Genomic DNA, 24500 nt, shown 5'->3' on the forward strand with positions numbered 1-24500 from the left:
GTGGAAATAATCAATTTTTCTATGGGGGGCAATACCAATGAATCTACAAAATTTGGAGAAGAGTCTTTACGATTTAATTACTGAAACATCTACGAATTTACCTAAGGATGTACGTCGTGCTATTAAAAAAGCAAAAGAAGCTGAAAATGCTGGTACTCGTGCAGCAATGAGCTTAGACACAATCGCAAATAATATTATTATGGCAGAAGATAACGTGTCACCAATTTGTCAGGATACAGGGCTACCAACTTTCAAAATTTATACTCCTGTTGGCGTAAACCAATTAGAAATTAAAGCTGCAATCAAAAAAGCAATCAGCGATACAACTGCAGATGCTAAATTACGTCCTAATGCGGTGGATTCATTATCTGGTGCAAACAGTGGTAATAATCTTGGTGATGGTTTGCCAGTAATGAAATTTGAACAATGGGAAAAAGATTACATTACAATTAAGTTAATTCTCAAAGGCGGCGGCTGTGAAAATAAAAACATTCAATACAGTCTACCATGTGAATTAGAAGGTCTTGGTCGTGCAGGGCGTGACTTAGATGGTATTCGTAAATGTATTTTACACTCTGTATACCAAGCACAAGGTCAAGGGTGTTCTGCTGGTTTCATTGGTGTAGGTATTGGTGGAGACCGTTCTTCGGGCTATGATTTAGCAAAAGAGCAATTATTCCGCCATGTTGAAGATACAAATCCAAATGCAGATCTTGCTAAGTTAGAAGAATACGTTGTTAAAACGGCTAACACATTTGGTATCGGTACAATGGGCTTCGGTGGTGAAGCAACATTATTAGGCTGTAAAATTGGCGTAATGCACCGTATTCCTGCCTCTTTCTATGTATCAGTAGCATATAATTGTTGGGCTTACCGTCGTATGGCTGTGGACATCGATCCTCAAACTGGCGAAATTTTGAATTGGCACTATCAAGAAGGTGAAAAAATTACCTTCAAAGAAAATGAAGTTGCTGCTACAACAGAAGATACAACTACAGATGTAGTAGAACTTACTGCGCCAATTACTGAAGAACAAATTCGTTCATTAAAAGTTGGAGATGTCGTTTCGATTACTGGTCGTATGTATACTGGCCGTGACGCCATCCACCACCATTTAATGAGCCACGATGCACCAGTTGATTTAAATGGACAAGTTATCTATCACTGTGGACCTGTAATGGCAAAAGACGAAGAAGGCAACTGGACAGTGAAAGCGGCTGGTCCAACTACTTCAATTCGTGAGGAGCCTTATCAAGGCGATATCATGAAAAAATTCGGTATCCGTGCTGTTATTGGTAAAGGTGGAATGGGACCAAAAACATTAAAAGCGCTTAATGAGCATGGTGGCGTTTACTTGAATGCAATCGGTGGAGCAGCACAATACTATGCGGATTGTATTAAAGGCGTTGATGGTGTTGATTTAATGGAATTCGGTATCCCTGAAGCTATGTGGCACTTAAATGTTGAAAAATTTACAGCAGTTGTAACAATGGATTCACATGGTAACTCACTACATGCAGATGTGGATAAATCATCATTAGAAAAACTAGCTTTGCATGCAGAAAGAGTCTTCTAATTAAATAATAGGTAGCAGTAGTAACTCGTTTTATTGCACAATTTTGTAAGGCACAGAATATTCCTAGTGAATAGACTGTGCCTTTTTCAATCCTTTCGCAAATTGTTTAAAAATCTCCATCAAACTTCCTACTTTATTTTTATAAATTCCTTTGTTATAATAATTCTAAACAAAAGAGATGGTAATTGAAATCCATTTTCAATTGAATAGCTCAAAACAACGCTAATTTATAAAGGTTTTGATATTGATTTTCATTATCAGGAGGGATAAAGATGGAATACTCTAATCGAGAAAACATAAACATAATTGAGAAAATAAAAGAACATGCAGAATTAATTGCTGCATTAATGGCTGGAATTTTCATCTTACTAGCATGGCGTTTAGACACAAGTGGACAAACAACAGCTTCTGTTCTACTATATTTAATTGCCTTTTGTGTAGGTGGTTTCGCGAAAGCAAAAGAAGGCATTGAAGAAACCATAGAAGAGCGAAAGCTAAATGTTGAGCTGTTGATGGTATTAGCTGCAATTGGCTCAGCTGCAATTGGCTATTGGACAGAGGGGGCCATCCTAATATTTATTTTTGCAGTAAGTGGTGCACTTGAAACTTATGCGATGAATAAAAGTCATCGCGAAATATCTGCACTTATGAATTTACAGCCAGAAGAAGCTTGGTTAGTGCGTGGCGGATTTGAGCCTATGAAAGTATCAGTTTCCACATTACAAATCGGGGATCATTTATTGATTAAACCGGGCGAACGAATTCCAGCAGACGGCATTATTTTTAAAGGCCAATCTTCTATTGATGAGTCAGCTATTAGCGGTGAGCCACTGCCAATCTCAAAAAGCGAAGGAGACGAAGTTTTTGCAGGCACAGTCAACTTAAATGGTGCTATTACTATGGAAATGACAAAGGCGAATTCAGAGACCCTTTTCCAAAAAATTATACAGCTCGTTCAAAGTGCCCAAAGTGAAAAATCTCCCTCTCAACAATTCATCGAAAAGTTTGAAGGGACTTATGTAAAATTTGTTTTACTTGGTGTTGCCATTATGATGGTTCTTCCCCACTTCTTACTCGGCTGGGACTGGACAACAACCTTTTACCGAGCAATGGTGTTATTAGTGGTTGCTTCACCTTGTGCACTCGTTGCCTCCATTATGCCTGCAACACTCGCTACTATATCAAATGGTGCAAAAAATGGTGTGCTATTTAAAGGTGGTTTACATTTAGAGCATCTTAGTGTGTTACGTGCATTGGCGGTCGATAAAACAGGTACTTTAACGCAAGGAAAACCAGTTGTTACAGATTTTATTGTCCGTGATGGAGTAGAACGTGAGACGGCTCTAGCAATTCTTGCAGGAATTGAATCTCAATCCAATCATCCCCTTGCCCAAGCGATTACCTCCTATGCTAAGGCTGAAGGAATCGACATACTGCCACAAGCAACAATTGAAGATATTCCTGGCTGGGGTATTAAAGGAACGATTCAAAACAAGGAGTATCAAGTAGGCAAACCAGAGTTTGTTGATGTACAACTTGCTAACAGTTTTGCAAATGGTGCTGTAACTAAACTTACAGAAGAGGGAAAAACAGTTATTTTCATTCGCGATCAACATGGTATTGTTGCATTAACAGCATTAAAGGATACTGTGCGCTCCGAAGCTAAAAAGGCTGTTACATTATTAAAAGAGCTTGGTATTCAAGTGGTGATGCTTACAGGTGACAACGAAAAAACAGCGAAAGTTATCGCGAAGGAGGCTGGCGTTACTGAATACGTCGCAGAATGTCTGCCAGAAACGAAGGTAACTGAAATGAAACGCCTACTTACACAACATCAATTTGTTGGCATGGTCGGCGACGGTATTAATGATGCCCCTGCATTGGCTACCGCAACTACTGGCATCGCTATGGGTGAAGGTACAGATGTGGCGCTTGAAACAGCGGATGTCGTGCTAATGAAAAATGACTTATCAAAAATCGCCTATGCTGTTCGTTTATCACGTAAAATGCAACGTATTGTGAAACAAAATATTTTCTTTTCTATCGGGGTTATTGTCTTATTAATCGCCTCTAACTTTTTACAAGTTGTCGACTTGCCTTTAGGCGTAATCGGGCATGAAGGTAGTACAATTCTAGTTATTCTAAATGGTTTACGTATGCTCAATAAAAATGTTTAACATCAATTAAGCCTCAGCATAATTGAGTCCAGCTTGCTTAAAAGCTCCTCTTCCTGCGCCATCCGTTAAGGCTTTTATTGAATAATTGATGCATTTAATCAGCTAAAATCAAGTTAAAAAAGCCTCGCTACTCTTTAGGAGTTTAGCGAGGCTTTTTATAATGAATTCATTTCCTTATCGACGAATTTCCTTTTGAAGTGCTCTTTTCTGCATTGTAGCATTTAATACGCCACCAAAGATTAAAATGATTCCCGTAAAATATAACCAGAGCATTAAAATAATGACGCCACCAATACTACCGTATGTAGCAGAATAATTTGCAAAATTATTAATATAAAAAGAGAAACCATATGTGACTGCTAACCAAGCAAGCGTGGCAAATAACGCTCCTGGCCATACGCCCATTATTTTTAAACGAGGACTTGTATTTGGCACAAACCAGTAGATGCCCATTAATACGATGAAAATCAATAATGGCGGGATTGACCATCTTAATCTATGCCAAACTGATTCAAATTGCTCCTCTATTCCGACGATTGAGAATAGGAAATGTCCAATTTGCTGACCAAAGACCGGTAATAAGAGCGCAACGGCAATAACAATGACGAGAGCGATTGTAAAAACTAGTGATAAACCCCTATCTAATATGCCTGCTCTCCCTTCTGTATCATAGGCTTTATTTAAAGCACGAAGCAGTGCATTAATGCCTTTAGATGCAGACCAAATTGTACCTAAAACCCCAATCGATAGTAAACTACTGTTGCGATTTGTTAAAATCTCATTCAGTGTATTTTCAATAAGCTTATACACTTCATCAGGTAAGATATTCACTAAAAACGAATAAACCTGAGTTGTTTCTAAGTTAAGATATGGTAGGAGTGTCACCAAGAAAATAAGTAAGGGGAAGAACGATAGTAAAAAGAAATAAGCCAATTGTGCAGCAAGCGCAGATATTTCAACTCGCTTGAGCCGACCTATTAAATCTTGGATAAAACCCTTGGATGTCATAATATCAATCGCTCCCTCCTCTGGAGAGACAAACGACTTTACAAACCCAAAAGCGTTATGCAATGTTGCTTTATTCTTTTCCATACATTTCCTCCTAAAACGACCTTTACTCCTTATGAGGTAAAGTAAAGGCTGATTTCGTATCTTCAATCATTCCCTGTATCGTGGAAGGTAAATCCTTAAATTCATCCACCTTTTCAGCAATTGTGTTGACATTATCTGACACACTTTCACAAAGCACCTTTGCTGCTAGTACTTTTTCCTCTACCAAAACCTGCAATTCTTCTCGATTTGCAGCATAGTATGAGATGGCTTCCTTCATCTTTTTTGTTGAGGCAATTGTTTTTTCTCGTGTAGCGTGATCTAACATACTTAATGCTGCTCCTACAGCTGCTCCTGCTACAATAGATACTAATAATTTACTTTGACCCATAATAAAACCCCCTGCTTGTATAGTTGCCTATTCCCTATTATTTCATAAATAAACAGTCTTCTGCCCTTATTCTACCCAATAACCGTCTATTTTTAAAGCAATGCCTAAATACAGAGTTGACATTTTTTTTATTCAATGAAATGATATGTGCGAGGATGACGAAAGGTAGGGTAAAAAATGGATTTATCAGTTCCATCTAAAGAAAACGTTGTGTATATGGTTGATCAAATGAAGGACAAGCTTCGTATGGTGAATGTCGATGCAATGAAATCAGAAAACTTCGATGAAGCAAATTATGAAGATTTAGTGTATCTATATGAAATGGTTATGAAGAGAGAAACTTTTAGTCCAAGCGAAATGCAAGCGATTGTTGCTGAATTAGGATCTTTGCGTAAATAGGTAAAATGAAAAGCTATTAGCCTAAGACATTTGTCTGCTGCTAATAGCTTTTTATTACTGTGTACTCTAAGTTTCTGAACCATCCTCAGTAACTAATGGTTGAATTAATACTTCCACACGACGATTCTTCGCACGTCCTTCGGCTGTGTCATTTGGTGCAATTGCACGATACTCACCGTTTCCTTTTGCACTAAAGCGCGTAGGATCTAATTTGTCATTACTTTCAATAAGCAGTTCTAAAAATTTAGTTGCACGCATTACAGATAACTGAAAATTCGATGTAAAATTCGGACCTGCTGGCACATTATCTGTATGACCTGTGATGACAATATTTCGAGCTGGATCAGATTCCAGCATAGTTGATAGCTCTTTGGCAATAGGGACATACTCAGGTTTAACTGTTGCCTGCCCTGGATCGAATAAAATACTATCACGGATTGTCACTAGCAACCCTTCATCCGTCATTTCTGTGGCAAATTGACCTTCCATTTCATTGACTGCAATAAAATTATCCACACTATCTTTTATTTCAGCTAACTCCTGTTGATCCTTTAAATAGGCAGAGTTTTGCTGTGGCGTTTGGTCGCTATCCGCATTCGGAGTAGGGACTGGTGCAGGTTGCTCTAGAAAACTAGTTCCACCATCAAAGACTTGATTAAAAACTGCCGACATTCTTTCTAGCTTTTCTTGATCGACTGAACTTGAGGCAAATAAAATAATGAACACGGCTAGCAGCAAAGTTAAAATATCTGCGTATGGCACTAACCAGGATTCATCAATATGTTCATCATGCTTTTTTTTCTTAGCTTTCTTTGCCAAGGCCACCCGCCCCGCTTTCACCAGAAATTTGACGACGTTCTTCCATCGTTAAGTATGATGATAGTTTCTGTTCAATTACACGTGGAGCCTCCCCTTCTAATACTGAAAGGATACCCTCAATCATCATTCTCTTTTGTTTTACCTCTAAAGCAGATTTACGTTTTAGCTTGTTCGCAAATGGATGCCATAAAACATACCCTGTAAAGATACCGAGTAATGTAGCCATGAAGGCAGCTGAGATAGCATGTCCTAGCTTTTCGATATCATTCATATCAGCCAATGCGGCGATTAACCCTACTACTGCACCAAGAACCCCTAAAGTAGGTGCATATGTACCTGCTTGTGTAAAAATAGCTGCTCCACTAGTATGTCGCTCTTCCATCGCTTCTACTTCTTCTGTTAAGACATCACGTATGTAGTCAGCATTTTGACCATCAATTGCTAATGTAAGGCCATTTTTTAAAAATGGATCTTCAATCTCTGAGGCCTTACTTTCAAGTGCTAATAGCCCTTCGCGACGAGCTAAGTCAGCCCATTGTGAAAACATTTTAATAATCTCTATATCATTTGCTAATTTTGTTTCTTTAAAAAGAATTTTAAATAGCTTCGGCACTCGCTTTAACTCCTGCATAGGAAAGGCAATTGTTACTGCGGAAATAGTACCAAAAATGATAATTAGGATAGCTGCAGGGTTATAAAATGCAGATAAACTTACACCCTTCATTACCATCCCTGTTAATAGTGCTACTAAAGCAAGTATTAACCCTATAATCGACGACTTATCCATTCTAGAACCTCCAAATCTACTATCTAATGTTATTTCGTCTTTTTTTCCATATTTTAAATATATATATTCCTAGTATAAATGTATTTCATATATTTTTCGATGTAATTAATGCTTTTTATTCACATTTCGACCATTTTTGATTATATTGAATTAAGAATATTACACTTAACTGTCTTAAATTGAAAGGGGATATGATTTTGTTATTATCGTTTGACACAAAATTACTAAAATATGCCGAGTTAGCGGTGAAAGTAGGAGTAAATATCCAAAAAGATCAGTATCTTTATATAAGCTGTTCGACTGATAACCTAAAACTCGCACAAATAATTACTAAAATTGCCTATAAAAATGGTGCAAAACAAGTTTTTGTCGATATATCCGATGATGAACTTGTACGTGCTCGCTATGAGGGGGCACCAAAAGACTCATTTGATTTCTTCCCACCTTGGAAAGTGCAGGAACGTGAATGGTTAGCTGAACATGGCGCTGCTTTTTTAAGCATTAGCTCACAAAATCCAGATTTATTAAAAGGTATTGAACGTGATAGAATCATGGCATTCCAAAAAGCATCTGGCCAAGCACTTGCCAACTATTATCAATGGTTACAAGCAGATAAGTTTAGCTGGTCTGTTATTGCTGCTCCATCTAAAGCTTGGGCAGCAAAGGTCTTTCCTCACCTTCCAGAAGAACAGCAAATGAATGCATTATGGGAAGCTATCTTTGCAGCCACACGTATAGACGTTGAAAATCCTGTTGAAGCTTGGCATGCCCATGATCAGGAATTACATAGTAAAGCTGATTATTTAAATGCAAAGCAATTTAAGTCACTACACTATACTGCACCAGGCACAGATCTAACAATTGAGCTGCCTCCACACCATGTGTGGACAGGGGGTAGTAGTATAAGTACACAAGGCCAAACATTTATGGCCAATATGCCCACTGAAGAGATTTTTACAGCACCGTTAAAAACAGGTGTTAATGGTTATGTATCAAGCACTAAGCCTTTAAGCTATGGCGGCAATATTATAGATAATTTCACATTAACATTTAAAGATGGTCGAATCATTGACGTCAAGGCGGAGCAAGGCCAAGAAATTTTAGCTTCTCTTATTGAAACAGATGAAGGGGCTCATTACCTTGGTGAAATAGCATTAGTACCACATCAATCACCTATTTCACAATCCGACCTATTATTTTACAATACATTGTTTGATGAAAATGCATCCAATCATTTTGCCATTGGTAGTGCCTATGCTTTTTGCATTGAGGGCGGCAAAGAAATGACCTCTGAGGAACTAAGTGCGCATGGTCTCAATCAAAGCTTAACACATGTAGACTTTATGATTGGCTCTACCAAGATGAATATAGATGGAATAACACATGATGATCAAATAGACCCAATATTCCGTGATGGAAATTGGGCATTCTAAATAATCCATTCCTACTAATAGTATTCTAGGCTAAGTATGTTAAGGTTGTCATAAATTATCCTTAGATTTTCCTAGTAACCTATTGTATAATTGTTTTAGGGAATTTTAGTAGATCATTTAAGTAGAGAGGAGCTCTAATAATGTTCATTACAACTGTTCTTGGCTTTTCAGCAGTTTTATTAATTTCAACGGGATTCTTCATCCACTACCTACAAGTTGGTTTAGATAGCAAGTCTTCAGTAACTGTAGATCCAAAGCCAAACGAAAAATTTTAATGTATAAAAAACAGCTACTATTATAGGTAGCTGTTTTTTTATAGCTTACAAGTTATTTATTTCATCTACTAAAGCGTATGAAACTGCTCCTTTATTGTAAAAATTATCTGAATAAAGTCTTTATTGTTTGCATATTGAAAATTTTGCTCTACAATATTTTTTGTAAGGAAGGGAGCAATATTCATGACAATGTTACAAGATATTCTAGAATTTAACAAAGAGTTTGTACAAGAAAAAAAATATGAGCCATTCATCACTACGAAATATCCTGATAAACGTATTGTTGTTTTATCTTGTATGGATACTCGTCTTGTAGAGCTTTTACCAAAAGCGATGAATTTGCGTAATGGCGATGTAAAAATAGTGAAAAGTGCTGGTGCGTTAGTGAGCCATCCTTTCGGTGCAGTTATGCGTAGTTTATTAGTTGCTGTCTACGGCCTACAAGCTGATGAAGTGTATGTTGTTGGACATTATGACTGTGGTATGAGTGCGGTTGATCCTGACGCCATGCTTAGCGAAATGGTACAACGAGGCATCGACCCAGAAACAATCAAAATGTTGGAATATTCTGGTTTTGATTTGAAAGAATTTTTACGAGGTTTCGGTGATGTAGCAACAAGTGTTAAGAAAAGTGTCGATACAATTCGTAATCATCCATTAATGGTAAAAGACGTACCTGTTCATGGTTTAATAATTGATCCAAATACAGGTCATCTAGATTTAATTGAAGATGGAAATAAGCAATAAAGTTATTTTTTGATACATTAATAAAAGAACAAGTGCCTATCCTCACTATGTAGAAGATAGGCACTTATTATTCTATTCATCCTCTAAACGTGCGTACATATAGTGATCTACCCAATGACCATTGATATACAGTAGCTTTCTTAGCAGACCCTCCTGCTGGAATCCAGCCTTCTCTAATACACGCATGGAGGCATTATTTTGTGTCGATACATAGGCCTCTACACGATGTAAACCAATTTGTTCAAATGCAAATCGGACCACCATATTCACAGCTTCTGTGACAATGCCCTTTCCAACATAAATCTCATCCATCGCATAGCCAACAAATGCACTCGAGTACGGTAAGCGTTTGACAGCATAAAGTGCAATATGCCCTATTAGATTATTTGTACCATGCTCAAAAATACCAAAAGTAAATTCACGCTTTGATTCCATTAAATAGAGACTTTCTTGAATTTTTTTGTATTGAGCATCGACTGTATAGTATTCAGGTCTTTGCAGTGGCTCGTATATAGACCAAAAGTATTTATTACGGCTTACGAGACCCGTTAAACTTCGTGCATCTTTTTCTTGGAATGTGCGGATGTAGCATTTTTCCCCCTTTATTGTTACCACATTCCCACCCTTTTTTCTTAATAGATTCCAAATTTTAAGCACCATTTCTCCACACTAGCCTTCCAATAAAAATCAATCCATTTCTCTTTGTTACATTGGCTATAAGCCATAATTGCAAAACCCTATTTATATTTCATTGTATGTAAAAAAAGAGGCTGCTACAACCAAAACAGCTTATGTCTTATTGTCATAGCAGCACAATTCAATTATTTAGTTTTTTGTTCTTTCTTTTTCTCATTTACTATTTCTAAGCTGGAGGAATCAGCATCCTCTAGTTGTGTATTGTCTAACACATTTGTTAAATGAAGACCACGTCTTTGAGCCTCTCGTTCAATGTGTGCAATAGTTTCCTGTAGCACCTGAACCCGTGCATACTTTTTGTCATCTCCAGCGACTAAGATCCATGGTGCATCCTTTTTATCTGTCTTTTCAAACATTGCATTCGCTGCTTCAATATACTGAGGTGTTTTATCTCGATTGCGCCAATCCTCGGCAGTTAACTTCCAAGATTTATAAGGGTTTTGTTCACGTTCTTTAAAGCGTTTTAATTGCTCCTCATCTGAAACATGAAGCCAGAACTTAATAATTATGTAATCTCCTGCAGTTAAAATCTTCTCAAAATTATTAATTTCCTCATAAGCACGAGACCATTCATCTTTTGTTGCGAATCCCTCGATGCGTTCCACTAATACGCGGCCATACCACGAGCGATCAAAAATAGCGATTTGCCCATGCTGAGGCAACTTTCTCCAAAATCGTTGTAAATAATTGTAGCGTAATTCATGAGCTTGAGGGGCAGAAATAGGATGTACAACATAACCGCGGGGATCGACACGTTCGATTAATCGTTTAATAGCGCCACCTTTACCAGCCGCATCCATTCCTTCGAAAACCAAGATCAAGCCAATCTTGTTTTTTAATAAAAATTGTTGTGCGTTCAACATTTCATATTGGAGTACTTTTAATTTCTTTTTATACATCTTTTTGTCTAGTTCAACAGTTAGATCTAGATTTTTTAAATTTTGGGTCATGAAACTTCACTCCTTTTATTTGACTATTCTTATTGTACTAAAGAAATATGTGGATGCCTATCAGACATGGTAAATTGTAGGTATTAATAGTAAAACAACACGATACATTGTTGGAAATTTCCGTTATAATAAAAAAAGTGACAGTACTATACTTATTTGTCTTTTCCCTATACAATCTAACACGAAGGGAGAGGAAAACATGCCTCGGTTTATCATGATGACAATCTCTTATCTTGTCTCAATCATCCTAACCTTTTCATCCTTTTTCGTGAACATCAACGGTCAATCTTCGCTAGAAATCGCTAATCGTTTTTCTGTTGTATTTGCACCAGTTAGTGTAAGTCATGTAATTTGGATTATCATTTATTTTTTACTCGGTTATTGGTTAGTTATGAACATGAAAAAGACAACTTTGAAACAGTCTGCGCTTTTTAGCTGCATAAATATATTACAAGCATTGACGATATATGTCTGGCACCATGAGTTATTTATTGTTTCTCTTGGCATTACATTACTCTTAGTCTTGTATTTATTTATGTTGTATAATACGTACCCTCTTCAGGACAAATCCTTGTTTGGTCGTATTCCTTTCTCTGTTTATTTAGCATGGATGACATTTATTTTTATCACAAATACAAGCTTTACGTTAACGGCTTATGGTTGGAACGGCTTTGGTCTTAGCACACCTCTTTGGGCAGTGATTTTACTTACTTTAGGTGGAGCCATTGCGCTACATATCCGTTTCCATCACTTTGATGTTATGTATCCAAGTGTTTTTATTTGGGCTTATATTGGAATCGCCATACATAATGGTTTTGATGAGCTACTTGTCACTACAGCCGCTTTATTTTTATGTGGTGTTCTCTTTGTTGGCATTTTATTTATTAAAAAAAATCCTGCTAACCAAAAATAATTTGGTTAGCAGGATTTTTCATTACATCTTATTCTTCGTCTAATGACGTTAAGATAATTGGTTTATCTTTTGTTACAATGACTGAATGTTCGATTTGAGCTACAAGTGATTTATCAGGTGTCACGAATGTCCAGCCATCACCTGCTTCTACGATATGCTCTGCATTTGCTGAGATAAATGGCTCAACCGCAAGGACCATACCTTCTTTCATAATAGTAGTATCCCATGCATCGTAATAATTTAAAATATGGTTTGGTTCATCATGTAAAGATTGACCTAAGCCATGACCTGTTAAATTCATAATAACAGTTAACCCATTAGCATTTGCCTCGCGTTCAACAGCTTTACCAATTTGATTTAATTTAGATCCAGCCTTTACCTTTGTCATTGCTCGATCAAAGGCACTTTTAGCAACACGGCAAAGCTTTTCTTTGTCCTCATAGCCATCACCCACAACAAATGAAATACCTGTGTCAGCAAAATAGCCATTTAAAGAGCCTGAAACATCAATATTTACGATATCTCCCTCTTGAATAACACGCTTTCCTGGAATACCATGTGCTACTTCTTCATTGACGCTAATACATGTATACCCTGGAAAATCATATTCTCCCTTTGGTCCTGAAATAGCGCCTGCCTCTGCAAACATGCGACCAGCAATTTCATCAAGCTCAAGTGTTGTAACACCTGGTTTTGTGGCAGCTTTCATTGCTTCGCGAATTTCAGCACAAATGCGTCCTATTTTTTTAAAAGCTTCAATCTCTTCTTGCGTTTTTACAATCATGTATAACGTCCCTTTCATCTAATATCTATTCTTTAATATAACATAACTTTTTATGCGTATAACGATAAACGCTTTAAATATTGTATGCTTTCCTACTTTGCAAAGTGCTAAAAGAGTTATTCACGACAAAAAAGTCCCTCCACTCATGTGAAGGGACTAGCATTAAAATTTTCTTTGCATTAATTGTGGAGCGGCTGTGAATAAAAGAACACCAACGACCGCCGTTAAAATGGTTGCTGGTAGCATATATGTACCATTGTAGATGATGGAATAGATCCATGCATTTTGGTCACCGGCATATTCGGCAAAAAATACAGCACCAGCAATTGTATGTGCTGTGTATCGTAAGAGGCCTGCGAAAACGGTACCTATGATTATATAAAGTGCCATTTTTGTTTTGTTCATATGTTTAGCAGCGTCTAACACTGGTCCACGTACAACCGCCGCTAATCCTACAACTGTAAAAGCAACTCCATAATCCAGGAATCCTTGTAGCCAGTGCACAATCGTAGCACCAAACATGGTTTGCATTACACCTACGAGTAATCCAGTTGTTAGCCCAGCTATTAAGCCCCAGCGAAATGCTATTAACATAATTGGTACCATAACAAGACTAACTGAGCCGCCTTGTGCCCATACTTTAAAGGAAACCTGATCCAGTACGAGACCAATCGCTGCAAAAATCGCAATCTCCACTAGCATTAATAGTCTTTTTTTGTCCATACATATTCTCTCCTTTGTTCCGATGTAGGATACAAGAGCAGGAATAGAAAAGCGCTGATATGTCTCTTTCTGACACCTTTTTTCCTTTAAGGACGAAAAAACGATGTCAGGACAGAGCCTCACATCGTACAAGTGTCGGTTTCTATCCACATCCCTACGCAAGCGTTAACTTACAGGTTCGAAGAGTCAAGGCATTACGTGCCCAGTCTCAGCTGACATCATCAGCTCCCCTTGTGGTCGTTACATCTGAATTTATTTGAACACTCTCATTGTACGCAAAGGATTAAAGGATTACAACCTTCCATACATCATTTTTTTGAAACTTTGCTGTTTTTCATGCGTAAATATTTAAAAAGGAGGTACAACTATGGAGAATCAAAAAATTTTAGCTGCCTTTAGTTATCTTAGTATTTTCTTCGCCCCTTTTATCGTTCCATTAATTGTATATTTTGTAACAAAAGACAGTGATGTAAAAAGCCATTCGATTCGTGCACTTGTCTCTCATTTAATACCTTTTGTTTTTGGCATTCTATTCTTTATTGTCTTTGTTTTTTCTACATTTAGTTTAGATCCAACCTCCAATAACAAGACGGTGATGATTATTTGGTTTGCTTCATTCGCCATCTATGCTCTCGTCTCACTAGGTATTGTGATTTGGAATATAATTCAGGCTGTTCGTGTTATCCGTTAATGTTTTATTTTTAAGTGAAACAGGTAGTAGTAATTGTAAAAGGAGCTGTTTTGGGATGAAAGTATCAAACGTTGTAAAAACCGCCGTTAAGTTAGCACCTATTGTTATTCCTATCGTAAAAAAAGTAATGGCTGCAAAAAAGGGCACAACGCCTACAACCACCACTCGAAAAAAATAAAATGAAGGCGTATTCCTTTTAGAGGAAATACGCCTTCGTTTTATTTCACTTCAAAATGGGTTTGACTATGGCCATTCAATGTTTTTTCTACATGTAAAACTGCTGGCATTGCAGATTTCAATTCAGGTACATGCGAAATAACGCCAATCATACGACCCGAATCCTGCAAATCAATTAATGTATCGATTGCTTTATTTAGTGATTCCTCATCGAGCGAGCCAAAGCCCTCATCAATAAACATCGTTTCAATATGAATATTACCTTGGTAGCTTTGAATCACATCTGCCATCCCCAATGCAAGGCTCAACGAAGCATTAAATTTTTCGCCACCTGATAAAGTTTTGACATCTCGTAATTGATCTGTATAAGCATCATAAACATCAAGACCAAGGCCACTTTGCTTCGCATGCTTTTCTAATCTATCTGAACGTCTAAGCTCAAATTGACCGTTTGATAAATGATACAGACGTATATTGGCAGCTTCTGTAATTTGATCTAAGTAGTTAATTTGTATATAACGCTCAAAGGATAGCTTTTTCGAGTTTTGTCCATTTAATAATCCATAGAGCTCCTTTACTCGCCCTGCTTCTTGTTCAAGTAAATGAAGCTCTTTCGCTATTTCTTCCACCTTTTCACTAAAGCCTTGGCATGCTTGTATAAAGCCATTGATCTGTTGTAAACGTTTAAATGCTTCCTCATAGGAAACTCGATGCTGTTCTACTCTTGCTTCCATCGCCTCTAAATCTTGCTTCTCTTTTCCTTGAAGGTATGTAGCCCCTTCGGTAATCTGAATTTGCAACGTGTGTACTTGTAAAGCATAGTCGCTACATGCTTTTCGAAGTGCATCCAATTGTATGGCACTCCGTTTAGCAGTTGCATAAGCCTCATAGCTTTCGAAACCTATTTCTTGCATATCTGCTGAAAATTGCTGAAGCTTTTCATTCATTTTAAGCTGTAATTCCTCAAAGGACTGTTTGGCAATTTCTACTGTTAGTGTTGCATTGCTAGCTGCTTCCTTTGCTACATGCAAATTTTCTTGACTCACTTGCCAACTTTTTTGAAGCCCTTCTTTCTGTTTACTAACTTCATTAAGTTGTTGCTTTAATTGCTGTAAAGTTGGTAAATTAGGGGGCATCTGCTTAAGTTGTTCGTCTACAACCGCTTGTAATTTTGTCCATTCTTTTATCTGCTCTGCTAAATATTGCTCTAGCTTCATATGCTTATTTCGTAGCTGCTCTATTCGATCATGCTGATGCTTTATTTTTAATCGCACATCAGCTAATTGATGTTGAATAATTTTTAATGCTGCAATCTCTTGTTCCACTTCATGTAAAGTAGCGATGATCTGTGGTTGGTCTTCTTGTTTAATATGCTGCGCCTCAAGTTGTTGCCATGTATCTTGAAGAAGCTGCTGCACTGATGCTAAAAATGCCTCTTTCTCTAAATACTTACGCTCGTCTGATGATGCCTTCGCTCTCAATGCTTCCACTTGAGCAAGCTCAATAATTTCCAGTTGCTCATTGTGTGCTTTCTGATGTGTCATACTACCACAAACAGGACAGGGTTCTCCTTCCTTCAGCTGTTCTGCTAAAATACTAGCTTGACTCGTCAGCCATCGTTGCTGCAAAAGTTGAAGAGCCTCTTTACTTTCTTGATAGAGACTTTCTGAAGCAACTACATCCTGCTTAGCTAACTCTACGACATGTTTATATTTCTCTGCTTGCTTGATTAAAGCAACCTGTTCCCGTAGTTTCGGTAATTGTTCTAAATAGCTTTCATAGGGTTCAACCTGTTTTTCATAGCCTTCTACTGATTGAGAAAAATGCTGTAATTGCTTTTGTTCATTTTCCAAAAGTTTGATGTTATCATTTACTGCTCGTTTTGCATTTTCAGCATATTGCTCCGCTATTTGCAGCTGTTGTATATTGTTTTCATAGGCTTCAAATTTCGGTAAAAGCGCTAGCATCTGCATTTCCTGCTGTAAGATTTGCTGTCGTTCAGATTCTTTAGCCTGCTCTATCTCATATTTTTCTTGTGCTTCTTGCAACTTTTCTTGTGACTGCTGTTGCGTAACTTTTGCTTGTTGAAAAGCTAGTTCTTTTACATTCAGTTCAGCACGTAAATCCTTGCATTGTTGTTCGAGGAGCACAAGTCGCTCTGCTTGTTCTGCCAAAGCAATCTCCTTCTCCTTTGCTTGGTATACATCCTGCTGTTGTAAAAGCATTTGCAGCCGTTGCTGTCGATTAGCTTGTTCATCAAATTGCTCATTTAGCGTTTTTGCTAAGCGATAATATTCCTGCTCTTTTTGATGAAGGCTATACGCTTCTTCATAGTATGACTGTTCATCTTCTCCACATTTCTTATAGTAGCTAAGCTCCTCATCAAGTGCCTCTGTCAGTTGATGTAAATTTTCGGTATTATCCGCAATCAATGTGAATAAAGCGGAAGAACGTTGTGGTAAGGCGCCCACAATTTGACCAAGTAAATGTTCTTTTAATTGTTTGGCACGTTCAAGATCACTTTCTGCTTCTTTACGCTTGGCATCAAGCTTTTTTGCCATGACACCGAAACGATCAGTTTTAAAGATTTTCCGTAAAATTACTTCTTTATTTGTTGAATCAGAGGTTAATAGTTTTCTAAATTCACCTTGAGGTAGCATGACAATCTGGCTAAATTGATCTTTTGTGAGACCTATAATTTCCTGCAATTTCTTATCGACTTCAAGCGTTTGCTGTTTCTCTACAATGCTATAATCCAGCTTTCCCTCTTTTACTTCTGCTAGCTCTATTTTCTTTCCAGTAACCGTTTTATTTTTTTCTTTAATATGACCTGGCTGTCGTACTATTTGATAGACTTTTCCATGCATTTCAAAGACGAGTTCTACAGCTGTATAAACTTCATCATGTGCAAAGCCGCTTCTTAGTAAAGCTGTATCCTGCCGGTCCTCCCCACTACCTGATCCGTAAAGAGCATAGCAAATAGCATCGAAAATGGTTGTTTTACCAGCACCAGTTTTTCCAGAAATGGCAAACAATCGATGCTCCCCTAGCTCTTGAAAATCAATTACTTCCGTGTCTTTATAGGGACCAAACGCTGTAATTGTTAACTTTAAAGGCTTCATTTTACAGTCTCTCGCTCCTCATCTAATAACTCCTGTAACATCTCTGTGAATAGGCGTTCCGTATCTTCATCAGGCTGAATGCCAATAATATTGGTGAAGAATGAACGGAATAAATCAATATCTTCTAGTTTTTCAGCTTCTACTACTTGTAGTTCACGTGGCATATCTTGTCTTAGTACCTTCCGCTCCACATGCATAGCGTGCGGAAATACACTACGAATGCGTTCCATTGGTGAAGTCACAGATATTTTATCCGTCAATCTAACAAAGACATAATCCTCACTTGGTGTGAGGGTTAATAACTCCTCTAATTGACCTTCTATTACTCGTAGATCTCTTCTTGGCACAAGCTTTCTTTTACTTACTGTGGTGTTACCTTGCTCGTCTAATTCAATGATTAAAAAACCTTTCTCATGTAAATGCTCAGATAACGAGTATTTTAAGATAGAGCCTGAATAGCGTATGGTTTCGTTTAAAACAAAATGTGCCTTATGTAAGTGCCCAAGCGCCGTATAGTGAAAAGGTTTGAATAAAGCTGCATTCACACAATCTGAGCCTCCAATGGAAAGGGGTCGCTCGGAATCACTAGTATTTGCTTCCTCCTCACCATACTTCGTCACAAAGGCATGTCCAACAAAAACATGACGCTTACTTGTGTCCATGTCTTCTGTGATATGCTCAATAATTTTTCGCATGGCGTCTTGATGAGAACGGATTGACTCATCTTCAAAGATGTTGCGAATAGCTGCTGGCTCTGCATAGGGCACTAAATGAAAATGTACTTCTCCATGTTGATCATTCAAAACAATAGGTGCATGATTTTTTGTAAATTGGCCCTTTATATATAAACCACTATCACTCATTAAACGACTACCAAAATTTAAACGACCTGCACTATCATGATTTCCCGCCACTGCTAGAACAGGAATCTTCTTTTCTAATACTATTTTCGCTAATACATCATTTAGTAAATTAACTGCCTCAATAGGAGGCATCGAACGGTCATATAAATCACCTGCGATGATAATTACATCTGGTTTTTCCTCATCTATCGCTTGTATAAATTGTTGAAGAATATAATGTTGATCTTCTGTCATATAGACACCTTGAACAAGCTTTCCTAAATGCCAATCTGCTGTATGAAATATTTTCATTCTAGTACCTCCTAGTCTTCTCTATATTTTAGCATGACTATTCCCCATCTAGTGCACACTAAAGGTTTAGTAGTTCTAGCCAAAATTGGTTTTCATAGAAAAAAGCATCTTAATAGGTAAGATGCCTTAGATATCGATTATTTAGATGTATTTGATAAATGCCTTATATCCTGGGAATCCCTGAATTACGTAAGTCATACGAGAAGATTGATGTTGTGCCACATTTTGCTTCCGAGGCTTCGCTGATGATTGTTGCTTTAGGATTTCCTCAAATGATTTGGGATTTGGCTCTGGCAATTCTGCTGAAGAGATGTTTAAAGCATCACTCCCACTATAAATCTGTAAAAATGAGTTAGCCATTTGTCGATAGCCTTCAATATTTGGATGAACATCGGCACTATTTGGTAAGTAGTTGGTTGCATTCAAACCAAAGGCATCATAGACATTTATATAAGCTGCGCCAGCTTGCTCTGCTTGTTGTTGTAAAATTGCATTTAATCTAACTAGCTGGGCGTTTGTTCCTTCTTTTTGCGTCGGATGAACTGTTGGATAAGCAAAATAATACCCTATGACATAGATTTTTGCTTTAGGCGCACGTTCTTCTAATTCATCCAAAATCGATAGCATATTTTTTCTAGCCAAATTTAAAGCGTAATCTGTCTGAAGCTGTGAAAAAGCTAAGGTCCCTGCATTTGGGTTTACCTGGACAAGACGTAATAAATCATTAGCCCCTGCCGAAATTGTAATAAGTGTCGCATTTGCTAATAAATTTTGCGCTTCCTCAGATCGTATTCGTTCTAATACATCTGCCGTAGTAAAGCCAGGAAAAGCAAGTTCTTTTGTATAAAATGATAATTGACCAATCGAACTTAATTTCATGGCAATCAAATCACTATACCCTACATCAATTTCTTTGTAGGGTGTTTGACCCGCTGCTAAGGAATCGCCAATAGCCACATAGGTTTCTGTTTGAGCGAAAGCAGATGAAACCCAAATTGTCATGAATAATATTGTCATACCTAGCAAGCTACATAACCGTTTCATCTGCTTCCCTCTTTTCTTGACTAAAATTAAAAAGCCCAGCTACCCTTGCGGAAAATTGGCTCAACCGTACCGTCTGGTAAAATACCATCAATGTCCATTTCACCACTGCCAATCATGAAGTCTTCGTGTGTCACAGAAATATTCGCACCCAATGCTTCAAGTTGACCATTTTCTAGGTCTCTACCGCCCTCTAAGCAAGTCGGATATGCCTCACCAATAGCTAAATGGTTTGAAGCATTTTCATCAAACAGCGTATTGAAATATAAAATCTCCGACGCTGAAATGGGTGATTCGTGAGGGACAAGTGCTACTTCACCTAAATAGCTTGAGCCTTCATCTACTTGAATAAGCTCTTGTAATAAATCATGTCCTACTTCGGCCTCTGCCTTAATAATTTTGCCCTCTTCAAATGTTAATTTAAAGCCATCGATGATATTGCCCTGATAGACTAATGGCTTCGTATTACGAACATAACCGTTTACACCTTGTTTCAATGGAAGTGTATAAACTTCTTCTGTTGGCATATTGGCCACAAAGACATTATCTTCTGGTGTTTTACTACCACCAGTTAGCCATTTATGTTGTGGTGCTAAAGCGATTGTTAAATCTGTACCAGGAGCTGTATAGTGAAGCTTTGCATACTTTTTATTATTTAAAAGCTGTGCACGAGATTCTAAATTAGCTACATGCTGACGCCAATTATCAACTGCATTGCCTTCTCCAATATGAACCGTTTTAAAGATTGCTTCCCATAATGCAGGTACTTGTTGCTCCTCTGTTAATCGTGGGAAAACCTTTGCTGCCCATTTAGCTGAAGGAACAGCTACGATGGACCAAGCAATTAAATCCTTCATGACTGCATTGCGATAGTTTTTTAATGCTGCCCCTGATACTTTTTGATGTGTTGCTAGTCTGTCCGCAGGAATTCCTGTTAGCTTATCAGGATCTGCTGCATCAATCCATAATAGAGCTCCTTTACGTTCAATCAGTTCATCACGCATTTTCACAACCCATTCAGGGAAGCGATTAAATTCCTCATCGGAAGCATGCTCAAAATAAGCACGATCCAATTCATCATCGGAAAAGTTTACATGAACACGACCTGCCCCAGCCTTATAAGCCTCTTTTACAACTAAACGGGCAAAATCTAAAGCATCCACAGATGTATTGACTAATAAGTACTGACCTGGTTGGATGTTCACACCCACTTTTACTGCAAGCTCTGCATATGCCTGTAATTTCTCTTCAAATGTCATACTATTTCCCTCGCTTCTGTCCAATTGTTTTAGAATTACCTTCAATCAGCTCGCCATCATGCCATATTTTTTGCACAGGCTTGCCTGGAATTTCCCTTGTCCATTTTTTATAGGTTTTTTCATCACGATAAGATAATAAGGTTAATACTTCCCCATCTGCTCCAGCACGCCCAGTACGACCAGAACGATGCAAATACTGTTCAATTGTTCGTGGGACATCAACATGAATAACATGTGTTAAACCAGCAATATCTAAACCACGAGCTGCAATATCTGTTGCAATTAAAATACGTGCATCTCCTTTACGGAATGCATCTAACGCTTTTTTACGTTCTTCTTTCTTCATATCAGAATGGAGCGTGACAATCGGTGCTGAACGGTATTGTAGTTTTGTTTCCTTCATTAATAATTGATCGATATTATTAACAAAAGCCAACGCTCTTAAACCCTCTGTATGCGAAAGTCGGCGCAGGAAATCCGTTTTATCACGTTCTTCTACCTTCACAAAAGAATGGACAACTTTACCAACCTTTAACATGTCCTCAGGCTTAATTTTAAAACGCAGTGGCTCAAACATCATACGACTTGCCACTAATTCAATTTCCTCTGTAATCGTAGCCGATACAACAACAACTTGTCGGCCATAGGCAGAACCTTCGATAAAGGATTTGATAACAACACGGTATTCCCGACTTAGTAATTGATCACATTCATCTAAAATAACTGTTTCGACTTCTTTAAGTTTTAATTTTCCTGCTCGTGCTAATTCGTTTAAACGACCAGGTGTGCCAACAACAATCGTTGGCTTTTTCTTCAACTTTTCAATTTGACGAGCAGAATTGGCACCACCAATCAGCTGTTGAACAGTAATGTCTGTTCCAGCTGTCCACTCACGAATTACTTCTACGATTTGCATAGCGAGCTCTTGCGAGGGAGCGACGATCAGTCCTTGTGTTTGCTTTTTTGCCCCATTCACTTTATTTAATAATGGTAAGACATATGCCAACGTTTTACCTGATCCTGTTGGTGATTCCGCTACAATATCTTTGCCTTCAAGCATAGCTGGTATCATTTCATCTTGAATTTTCATGGGTGTTTCAAAGTTCCATTTTGCTTGTAGTTCTTCTTTTAATAAATTAATGACTGACATGTTATTTCCCACCTTCTATCTACTTGACACTAGTTTAACACACTCCGTAGGTTCCTACTTTATATGTACGAAGCAATTATTTAATCGTTTCAATAAAACATTGCTTCCTTTCATAAAAAATCTGCTTCACTCAACACGGAAAAGTAAGCCTGTCCACAACTCTTTCAAGAATTGTAGCTTACCCGTGAAAAGCAAGCAGATTCTTTTCAATTAATCCACTAATTCATAACCACATGCTAAAATGGCACATTCAGCTAAAACGATTAATGAATCAATATAAATGTCACTTAGCTTCAAATCTCTGTTTACAACTGAAAGCTCAGTACAACCTAATACAATTCGATCACAATTTAATGCTAGCATCGCCTCTTCTATCGGTTGCCAATCTTCTAGCGTAACATCCTTCCCAGCCTTGACGTAATCATAAATAATCGACATCACATAGGATCTCATTTCATTATCTGGAACAACTGGTGTAATACCAAACTCCTCAAGTGCCTCCTGATACATCTGTGATGTTAACGTGCCTGTTGTTGCTAAAATACCTACTCGCTTTGCTCCTAAATCAGCAGCACGCTTCGCTGTTTCACGAATCATATGCAAGACAGGTATAGGAGAACCATCTTCAATTTCTTGATAAAAAGTGTGTGCCGTATTACATGGGATAGCTATTACGTCTGCTCCTACCGAAGCTAGTTTTTTTGCATCCTCAATAATGACTGGAACTGGATTCTCCTTTGAATTATCTAAAATAAAAGCCGTACGGTCAGGAATATTTGTATCATTATCAATAATGGTATGTAAATGATCCTGATCTTTTTGTGCCTTCGTACGTCTTACAATCATTTCTCCTATAAACATTGTTGCGAGTGGACCAACGCCACCAATAATACCTAAAGTGTGTTTTTTCATGTGTTAGACAGACCCTTGTTATTAAAATATTTCTTATAGCTACGATAAAAGCTTAAATTATCAAGCGTAACATTCAACCAACGTTTTGCATTCATATCCTTATAATTAAAAATAGAATCTGTAGCCATACCTTGACGAATTAAACTTTTCGCTTCCATTACTAGTTGTTCATTTTGAACATATTTGAACAATACACCATTCGGTACGATTGTCCAAAGATGCTTGTTCTTCACATATGTTAGTTGTTGTTTACTTCCTCGAACATAATCGTTCGCTACATACTGCATTAAATTAAAGCCACTGGCCGTCACATAATAATTGGAAAGTTCATTATGTAATTCAATACTCAACAATTTATATTGACCATCACGATCATCATATTTCATATCAAATGTGGCAAAGCCTTGGAATTGTATCGCTTCAAGGAATAGCTTAACATTATCCATTAATTCCTGATGATAGGTTGTCATAATCGCTACATAACGTCCTATCCCTTCTGGAGAATGCTCTTCTAAAATAGGGTTTCCTACGGCAAGAAGTTTTGCCTTCCCATCTTGTCCTATATATGCATTAACAACACGCATGTTAGCGTCTTCACCTGGTATATATTGTTGAATCATCAGATCATCACGATAAGCTGATTCTTTATAGATAGCACGTAGTATACTGTCCTTTTCGTCCTTATCATATGCAATATATACTTTTTTCTTACCAGGAAAAATACAAGTAGCATATTTTGTCATATTCATGGGCTTAATGACAACTGGATAATCAAAAGGCATGTTGTAGTCTTCATAATCATTCACCGTGCATACATGTGTAGCAGGGTATTGAAAACCAAATTGTGCACATAGCTCATACATGCTTTCACGAGTTAAAAGTTGATGCGCAAGTGTGGCGTCTACATAAGGAACTAGAAAATCCTCTGCTAACTCCTCTTTGTGTTCTACGATTCTTTTGACATAAAATTCATCACAGGCTAATAGCAGTAATTTTTTGTCTTGGAACTCCTCCGCAATGGCTTTTAGGGCGGTCACAAACCTTTCTTCGATATGAAGTCGCGGTATCTCACGAAAAGTCCATAAATCACTTTGTTGAATTTTTTCCATGTTCGTATGGTTTAGTTTCAGTGGCTTCACACCATAGGCTTCATAAAATGCTCTAGCCATGCCATAAGCATTCATTTCATCTCCAAGTAAAACAGGTAAAAAAACGTGCTCAATGGCCATTCTACTCAACTCACTTTTACTTTTTTATTAGTGTAACATACTAAT

At 37.6% G+C, this 24500-nt stretch carries 24 protein-coding genes and 1 riboswitch; of the genes, 9 read left to right on the plus strand and 15 right to left on the minus strand.

Annotation, left to right across the window (positions count from 1 at the left end):
• Positions 1-37: 37 nt before the first annotated feature.
• Entirely contained in the window at positions 38-1576 is a 1539-nt protein-coding gene (locus L6W14_RS19550) for a fumarate hydratase (RefSeq protein ID WP_131521942.1), read from the plus strand.
• 272 nt (positions 1577-1848) lie between these two features.
• Positions 1849-3753 (plus strand): heavy metal translocating P-type ATPase, encoded by a 1905-nt coding sequence (locus L6W14_RS19555; protein WP_131521943.1) that lies wholly within the window; start codon positions 1849-1851, stop codon positions 3751-3753.
• 174 nt (positions 3754-3927) lie between these two features.
• Here the strand turns inward: L6W14_RS19555 and L6W14_RS19560 are convergent, their stop codons facing one another.
• Both L6W14_RS19560 and L6W14_RS19565 read right to left on the minus strand, forming a co-directional pair.
• Positions 3928-4845 carry a YihY/virulence factor BrkB family protein gene (locus tag L6W14_RS19560; protein WP_004225576.1) on the minus strand — a complete coding sequence of 306 codons (918 nt, stop codon included), beginning with the start codon at positions 4843-4845 and terminating at the stop codon, positions 3928-3930.
• A gap of 22 nt (positions 4846-4867) precedes the next feature.
• Positions 4868-5194, minus strand: coding sequence for a YtxH domain-containing protein (locus L6W14_RS19565; RefSeq protein WP_131521944.1), 327 nt, complete (start codon positions 5192-5194; stop codon positions 4868-4870).
• A 177-nt stretch (positions 5195-5371) separates the two neighbouring features.
• Here L6W14_RS19565 and L6W14_RS19570 point away from each other — a divergent pair, with 177 nt between their 5' ends.
• The gene (locus tag L6W14_RS19570; protein WP_016995366.1) at positions 5372-5593 is read left to right on the plus strand and encodes a DUF1128 domain-containing protein; all 222 of its coding nucleotides are present in this window, start codon (positions 5372-5374) and stop codon (positions 5591-5593) included.
• Positions 5594-5659: 66 nt separating this feature from the next.
• On the opposite strand, the gene motB is transcribed toward L6W14_RS19570, so the two are convergent.
• Positions 5660-6412, minus strand: coding sequence for a flagellar motor protein MotB (gene motB, locus L6W14_RS19575; protein WP_131521945.1), 753 nt, complete (start codon positions 6410-6412; stop codon positions 5660-5662).
• Positions 6396-7199, minus strand: coding sequence for a flagellar motor stator protein MotA (motA, locus tag L6W14_RS19580; protein ID WP_004225583.1), 804 nt, complete (start codon positions 7197-7199; stop codon positions 6396-6398). Before motA ends, motB begins: the two co-directional genes overlap by 17 nt.
• A 191-nt stretch (positions 7200-7390) precedes the next feature.
• Here motA and L6W14_RS19585 point away from each other — a divergent pair, with 191 nt between their 5' ends.
• The 3 genes from L6W14_RS19585 (at position 7391) to L6W14_RS19590 (ending at position 9654) form a co-directional block, all read left to right on the plus strand.
• On the plus strand, positions 7391-8632 hold the full coding sequence (locus L6W14_RS19585) for an aminopeptidase (protein WP_193767403.1): 1242 nt from the start codon (positions 7391-7393) through the stop codon (positions 8630-8632).
• A 140-nt stretch (positions 8633-8772) separates the two neighbouring features.
• Positions 8773-8907, plus strand: coding sequence for a hypothetical protein (locus L6W14_RS23105; RefSeq protein ID WP_004225590.1), 135 nt, complete (start codon positions 8773-8775; stop codon positions 8905-8907).
• 183 nt (positions 8908-9090) lie between these two features.
• Complete coding sequence (locus L6W14_RS19590) at positions 9091-9654, plus strand: beta-class carbonic anhydrase (protein WP_004225593.1); 564 nt, start codon at positions 9091-9093, stop codon at positions 9652-9654.
• Between the two features lie 72 nt (positions 9655-9726).
• Here L6W14_RS19590 and L6W14_RS19595 read toward each other — a convergent pair whose 3' ends face one another.
• A complete protein-coding gene (locus L6W14_RS19595) occupies positions 9727-10314 on the minus strand; it encodes a GNAT family N-acetyltransferase (RefSeq protein WP_016995361.1) in 588 nt (195 codons plus the stop codon).
• A gap of 161 nt (positions 10315-10475) precedes the next feature.
• The gene (locus L6W14_RS19600; RefSeq protein ID WP_131521947.1) at positions 10476-11300 is read right to left on the minus strand and encodes a polyphosphate kinase 2 family protein; all 825 of its coding nucleotides are present in this window, start codon (positions 11298-11300) and stop codon (positions 10476-10478) included.
• 199 nt (positions 11301-11499) lie between these two features.
• On the opposite strand from L6W14_RS19600, the gene L6W14_RS19605 reads away from it, so the two are divergent.
• Positions 11500-12213, plus strand: a complete 714-nt coding sequence (locus L6W14_RS19605; protein ID WP_131521948.1) for a hypothetical protein — start codon at positions 11500-11502, stop codon at positions 12211-12213.
• Positions 12214-12241: 28 nt separating this feature from the next.
• Here the strand turns inward: L6W14_RS19605 and map are convergent, their stop codons facing one another.
• Positions 12242-12997 (minus strand): type I methionyl aminopeptidase, encoded by a 756-nt coding sequence (gene map, locus L6W14_RS19610; protein ID WP_048394807.1) that lies wholly within the window; start codon positions 12995-12997, stop codon positions 12242-12244.
• Positions 12998-13159: 162 nt separating this feature from the next.
• The gene (thiT, locus tag L6W14_RS19615) at positions 13160-13720 is read right to left on the minus strand and encodes an energy-coupled thiamine transporter ThiT (RefSeq protein ID WP_237898729.1); all 561 of its coding nucleotides are present in this window, start codon (positions 13718-13720) and stop codon (positions 13160-13162) included.
• Between the two features lie 134 nt (positions 13721-13854).
• Positions 13855-13962, minus strand: a riboswitch (TPP riboswitch).
• Between the two features lie 125 nt (positions 13963-14087).
• Here thiT and L6W14_RS19620 point away from each other — a divergent pair.
• Together L6W14_RS19620 and L6W14_RS23110 are read left to right on the plus strand one after the other, a co-directional pair.
• Positions 14088-14411 carry a magnetosome magnetite crystal formation protein family gene (locus tag L6W14_RS19620; RefSeq protein WP_009371560.1) on the plus strand — a complete coding sequence of 108 codons (324 nt, stop codon included), beginning with the start codon at positions 14088-14090 and terminating at the stop codon, positions 14409-14411.
• Positions 14412-14466: 55 nt separating this feature from the next.
• Positions 14467-14589: a hypothetical protein gene (locus L6W14_RS23110; RefSeq protein WP_004225603.1), complete on the plus strand. Its 123-nt coding sequence runs from the start codon at positions 14467-14469 to the stop codon at positions 14587-14589.
• A gap of 40 nt (positions 14590-14629) precedes the next feature.
• On the opposite strand, the gene L6W14_RS19625 is transcribed toward L6W14_RS23110, so the two are convergent.
• The 7 genes from L6W14_RS19625 to L6W14_RS19655 form a co-directional block, all read right to left on the minus strand.
• Positions 14630-17710 carry an AAA family ATPase gene (locus L6W14_RS19625; RefSeq protein ID WP_237898731.1) on the minus strand — a complete coding sequence of 1027 codons (3081 nt, stop codon included), beginning with the start codon at positions 17708-17710 and terminating at the stop codon, positions 14630-14632.
• The gene (locus tag L6W14_RS19630; protein ID WP_131521952.1) at positions 17707-18864 is read right to left on the minus strand and encodes an exonuclease SbcCD subunit D; all 1158 of its coding nucleotides are present in this window, start codon (positions 18862-18864) and stop codon (positions 17707-17709) included. The genes L6W14_RS19625 and L6W14_RS19630 overlap by 4 nt, the downstream gene beginning before the upstream one ends.
• 141 nt (positions 18865-19005) lie before the next feature.
• Positions 19006-19908: an SGNH/GDSL hydrolase family protein gene (locus L6W14_RS19635; RefSeq protein WP_131521953.1), complete on the minus strand. Its 903-nt coding sequence runs from the start codon at positions 19906-19908 to the stop codon at positions 19006-19008.
• Between the two features lie 26 nt (positions 19909-19934).
• Entirely contained in the window at positions 19935-21164 is a 1230-nt protein-coding gene (locus L6W14_RS19640) for an aminopeptidase (RefSeq protein ID WP_131521954.1), read from the minus strand.
• 1 nt (position 21165) lies between these two features.
• Positions 21166-22314, minus strand: coding sequence for a DEAD/DEAH box helicase (locus tag L6W14_RS19645; RefSeq protein ID WP_004225614.1), 1149 nt, complete (start codon positions 22312-22314; stop codon positions 21166-21168).
• A 210-nt stretch (positions 22315-22524) separates the two neighbouring features.
• Entirely contained in the window at positions 22525-23226 is a 702-nt protein-coding gene (locus L6W14_RS19650; protein ID WP_131521955.1) for a cysteate racemase, read from the minus strand.
• Complete coding sequence (locus tag L6W14_RS19655) at positions 23223-24455, minus strand: carboxylate--amine ligase (protein WP_237898732.1); 1233 nt, start codon at positions 24453-24455, stop codon at positions 23223-23225. The genes L6W14_RS19650 and L6W14_RS19655 overlap by 4 nt, the downstream gene beginning before the upstream one ends.
• Positions 24456-24500: the final 45 nt, after the last annotated feature.

Source organism: Lysinibacillus sp. ACHW1.5 (assembly GCF_022014815.1).
Taxonomy (GTDB): Bacteria; Bacillota; Bacilli; order Bacillales_A; family Planococcaceae; genus Lysinibacillus; species Lysinibacillus capsici.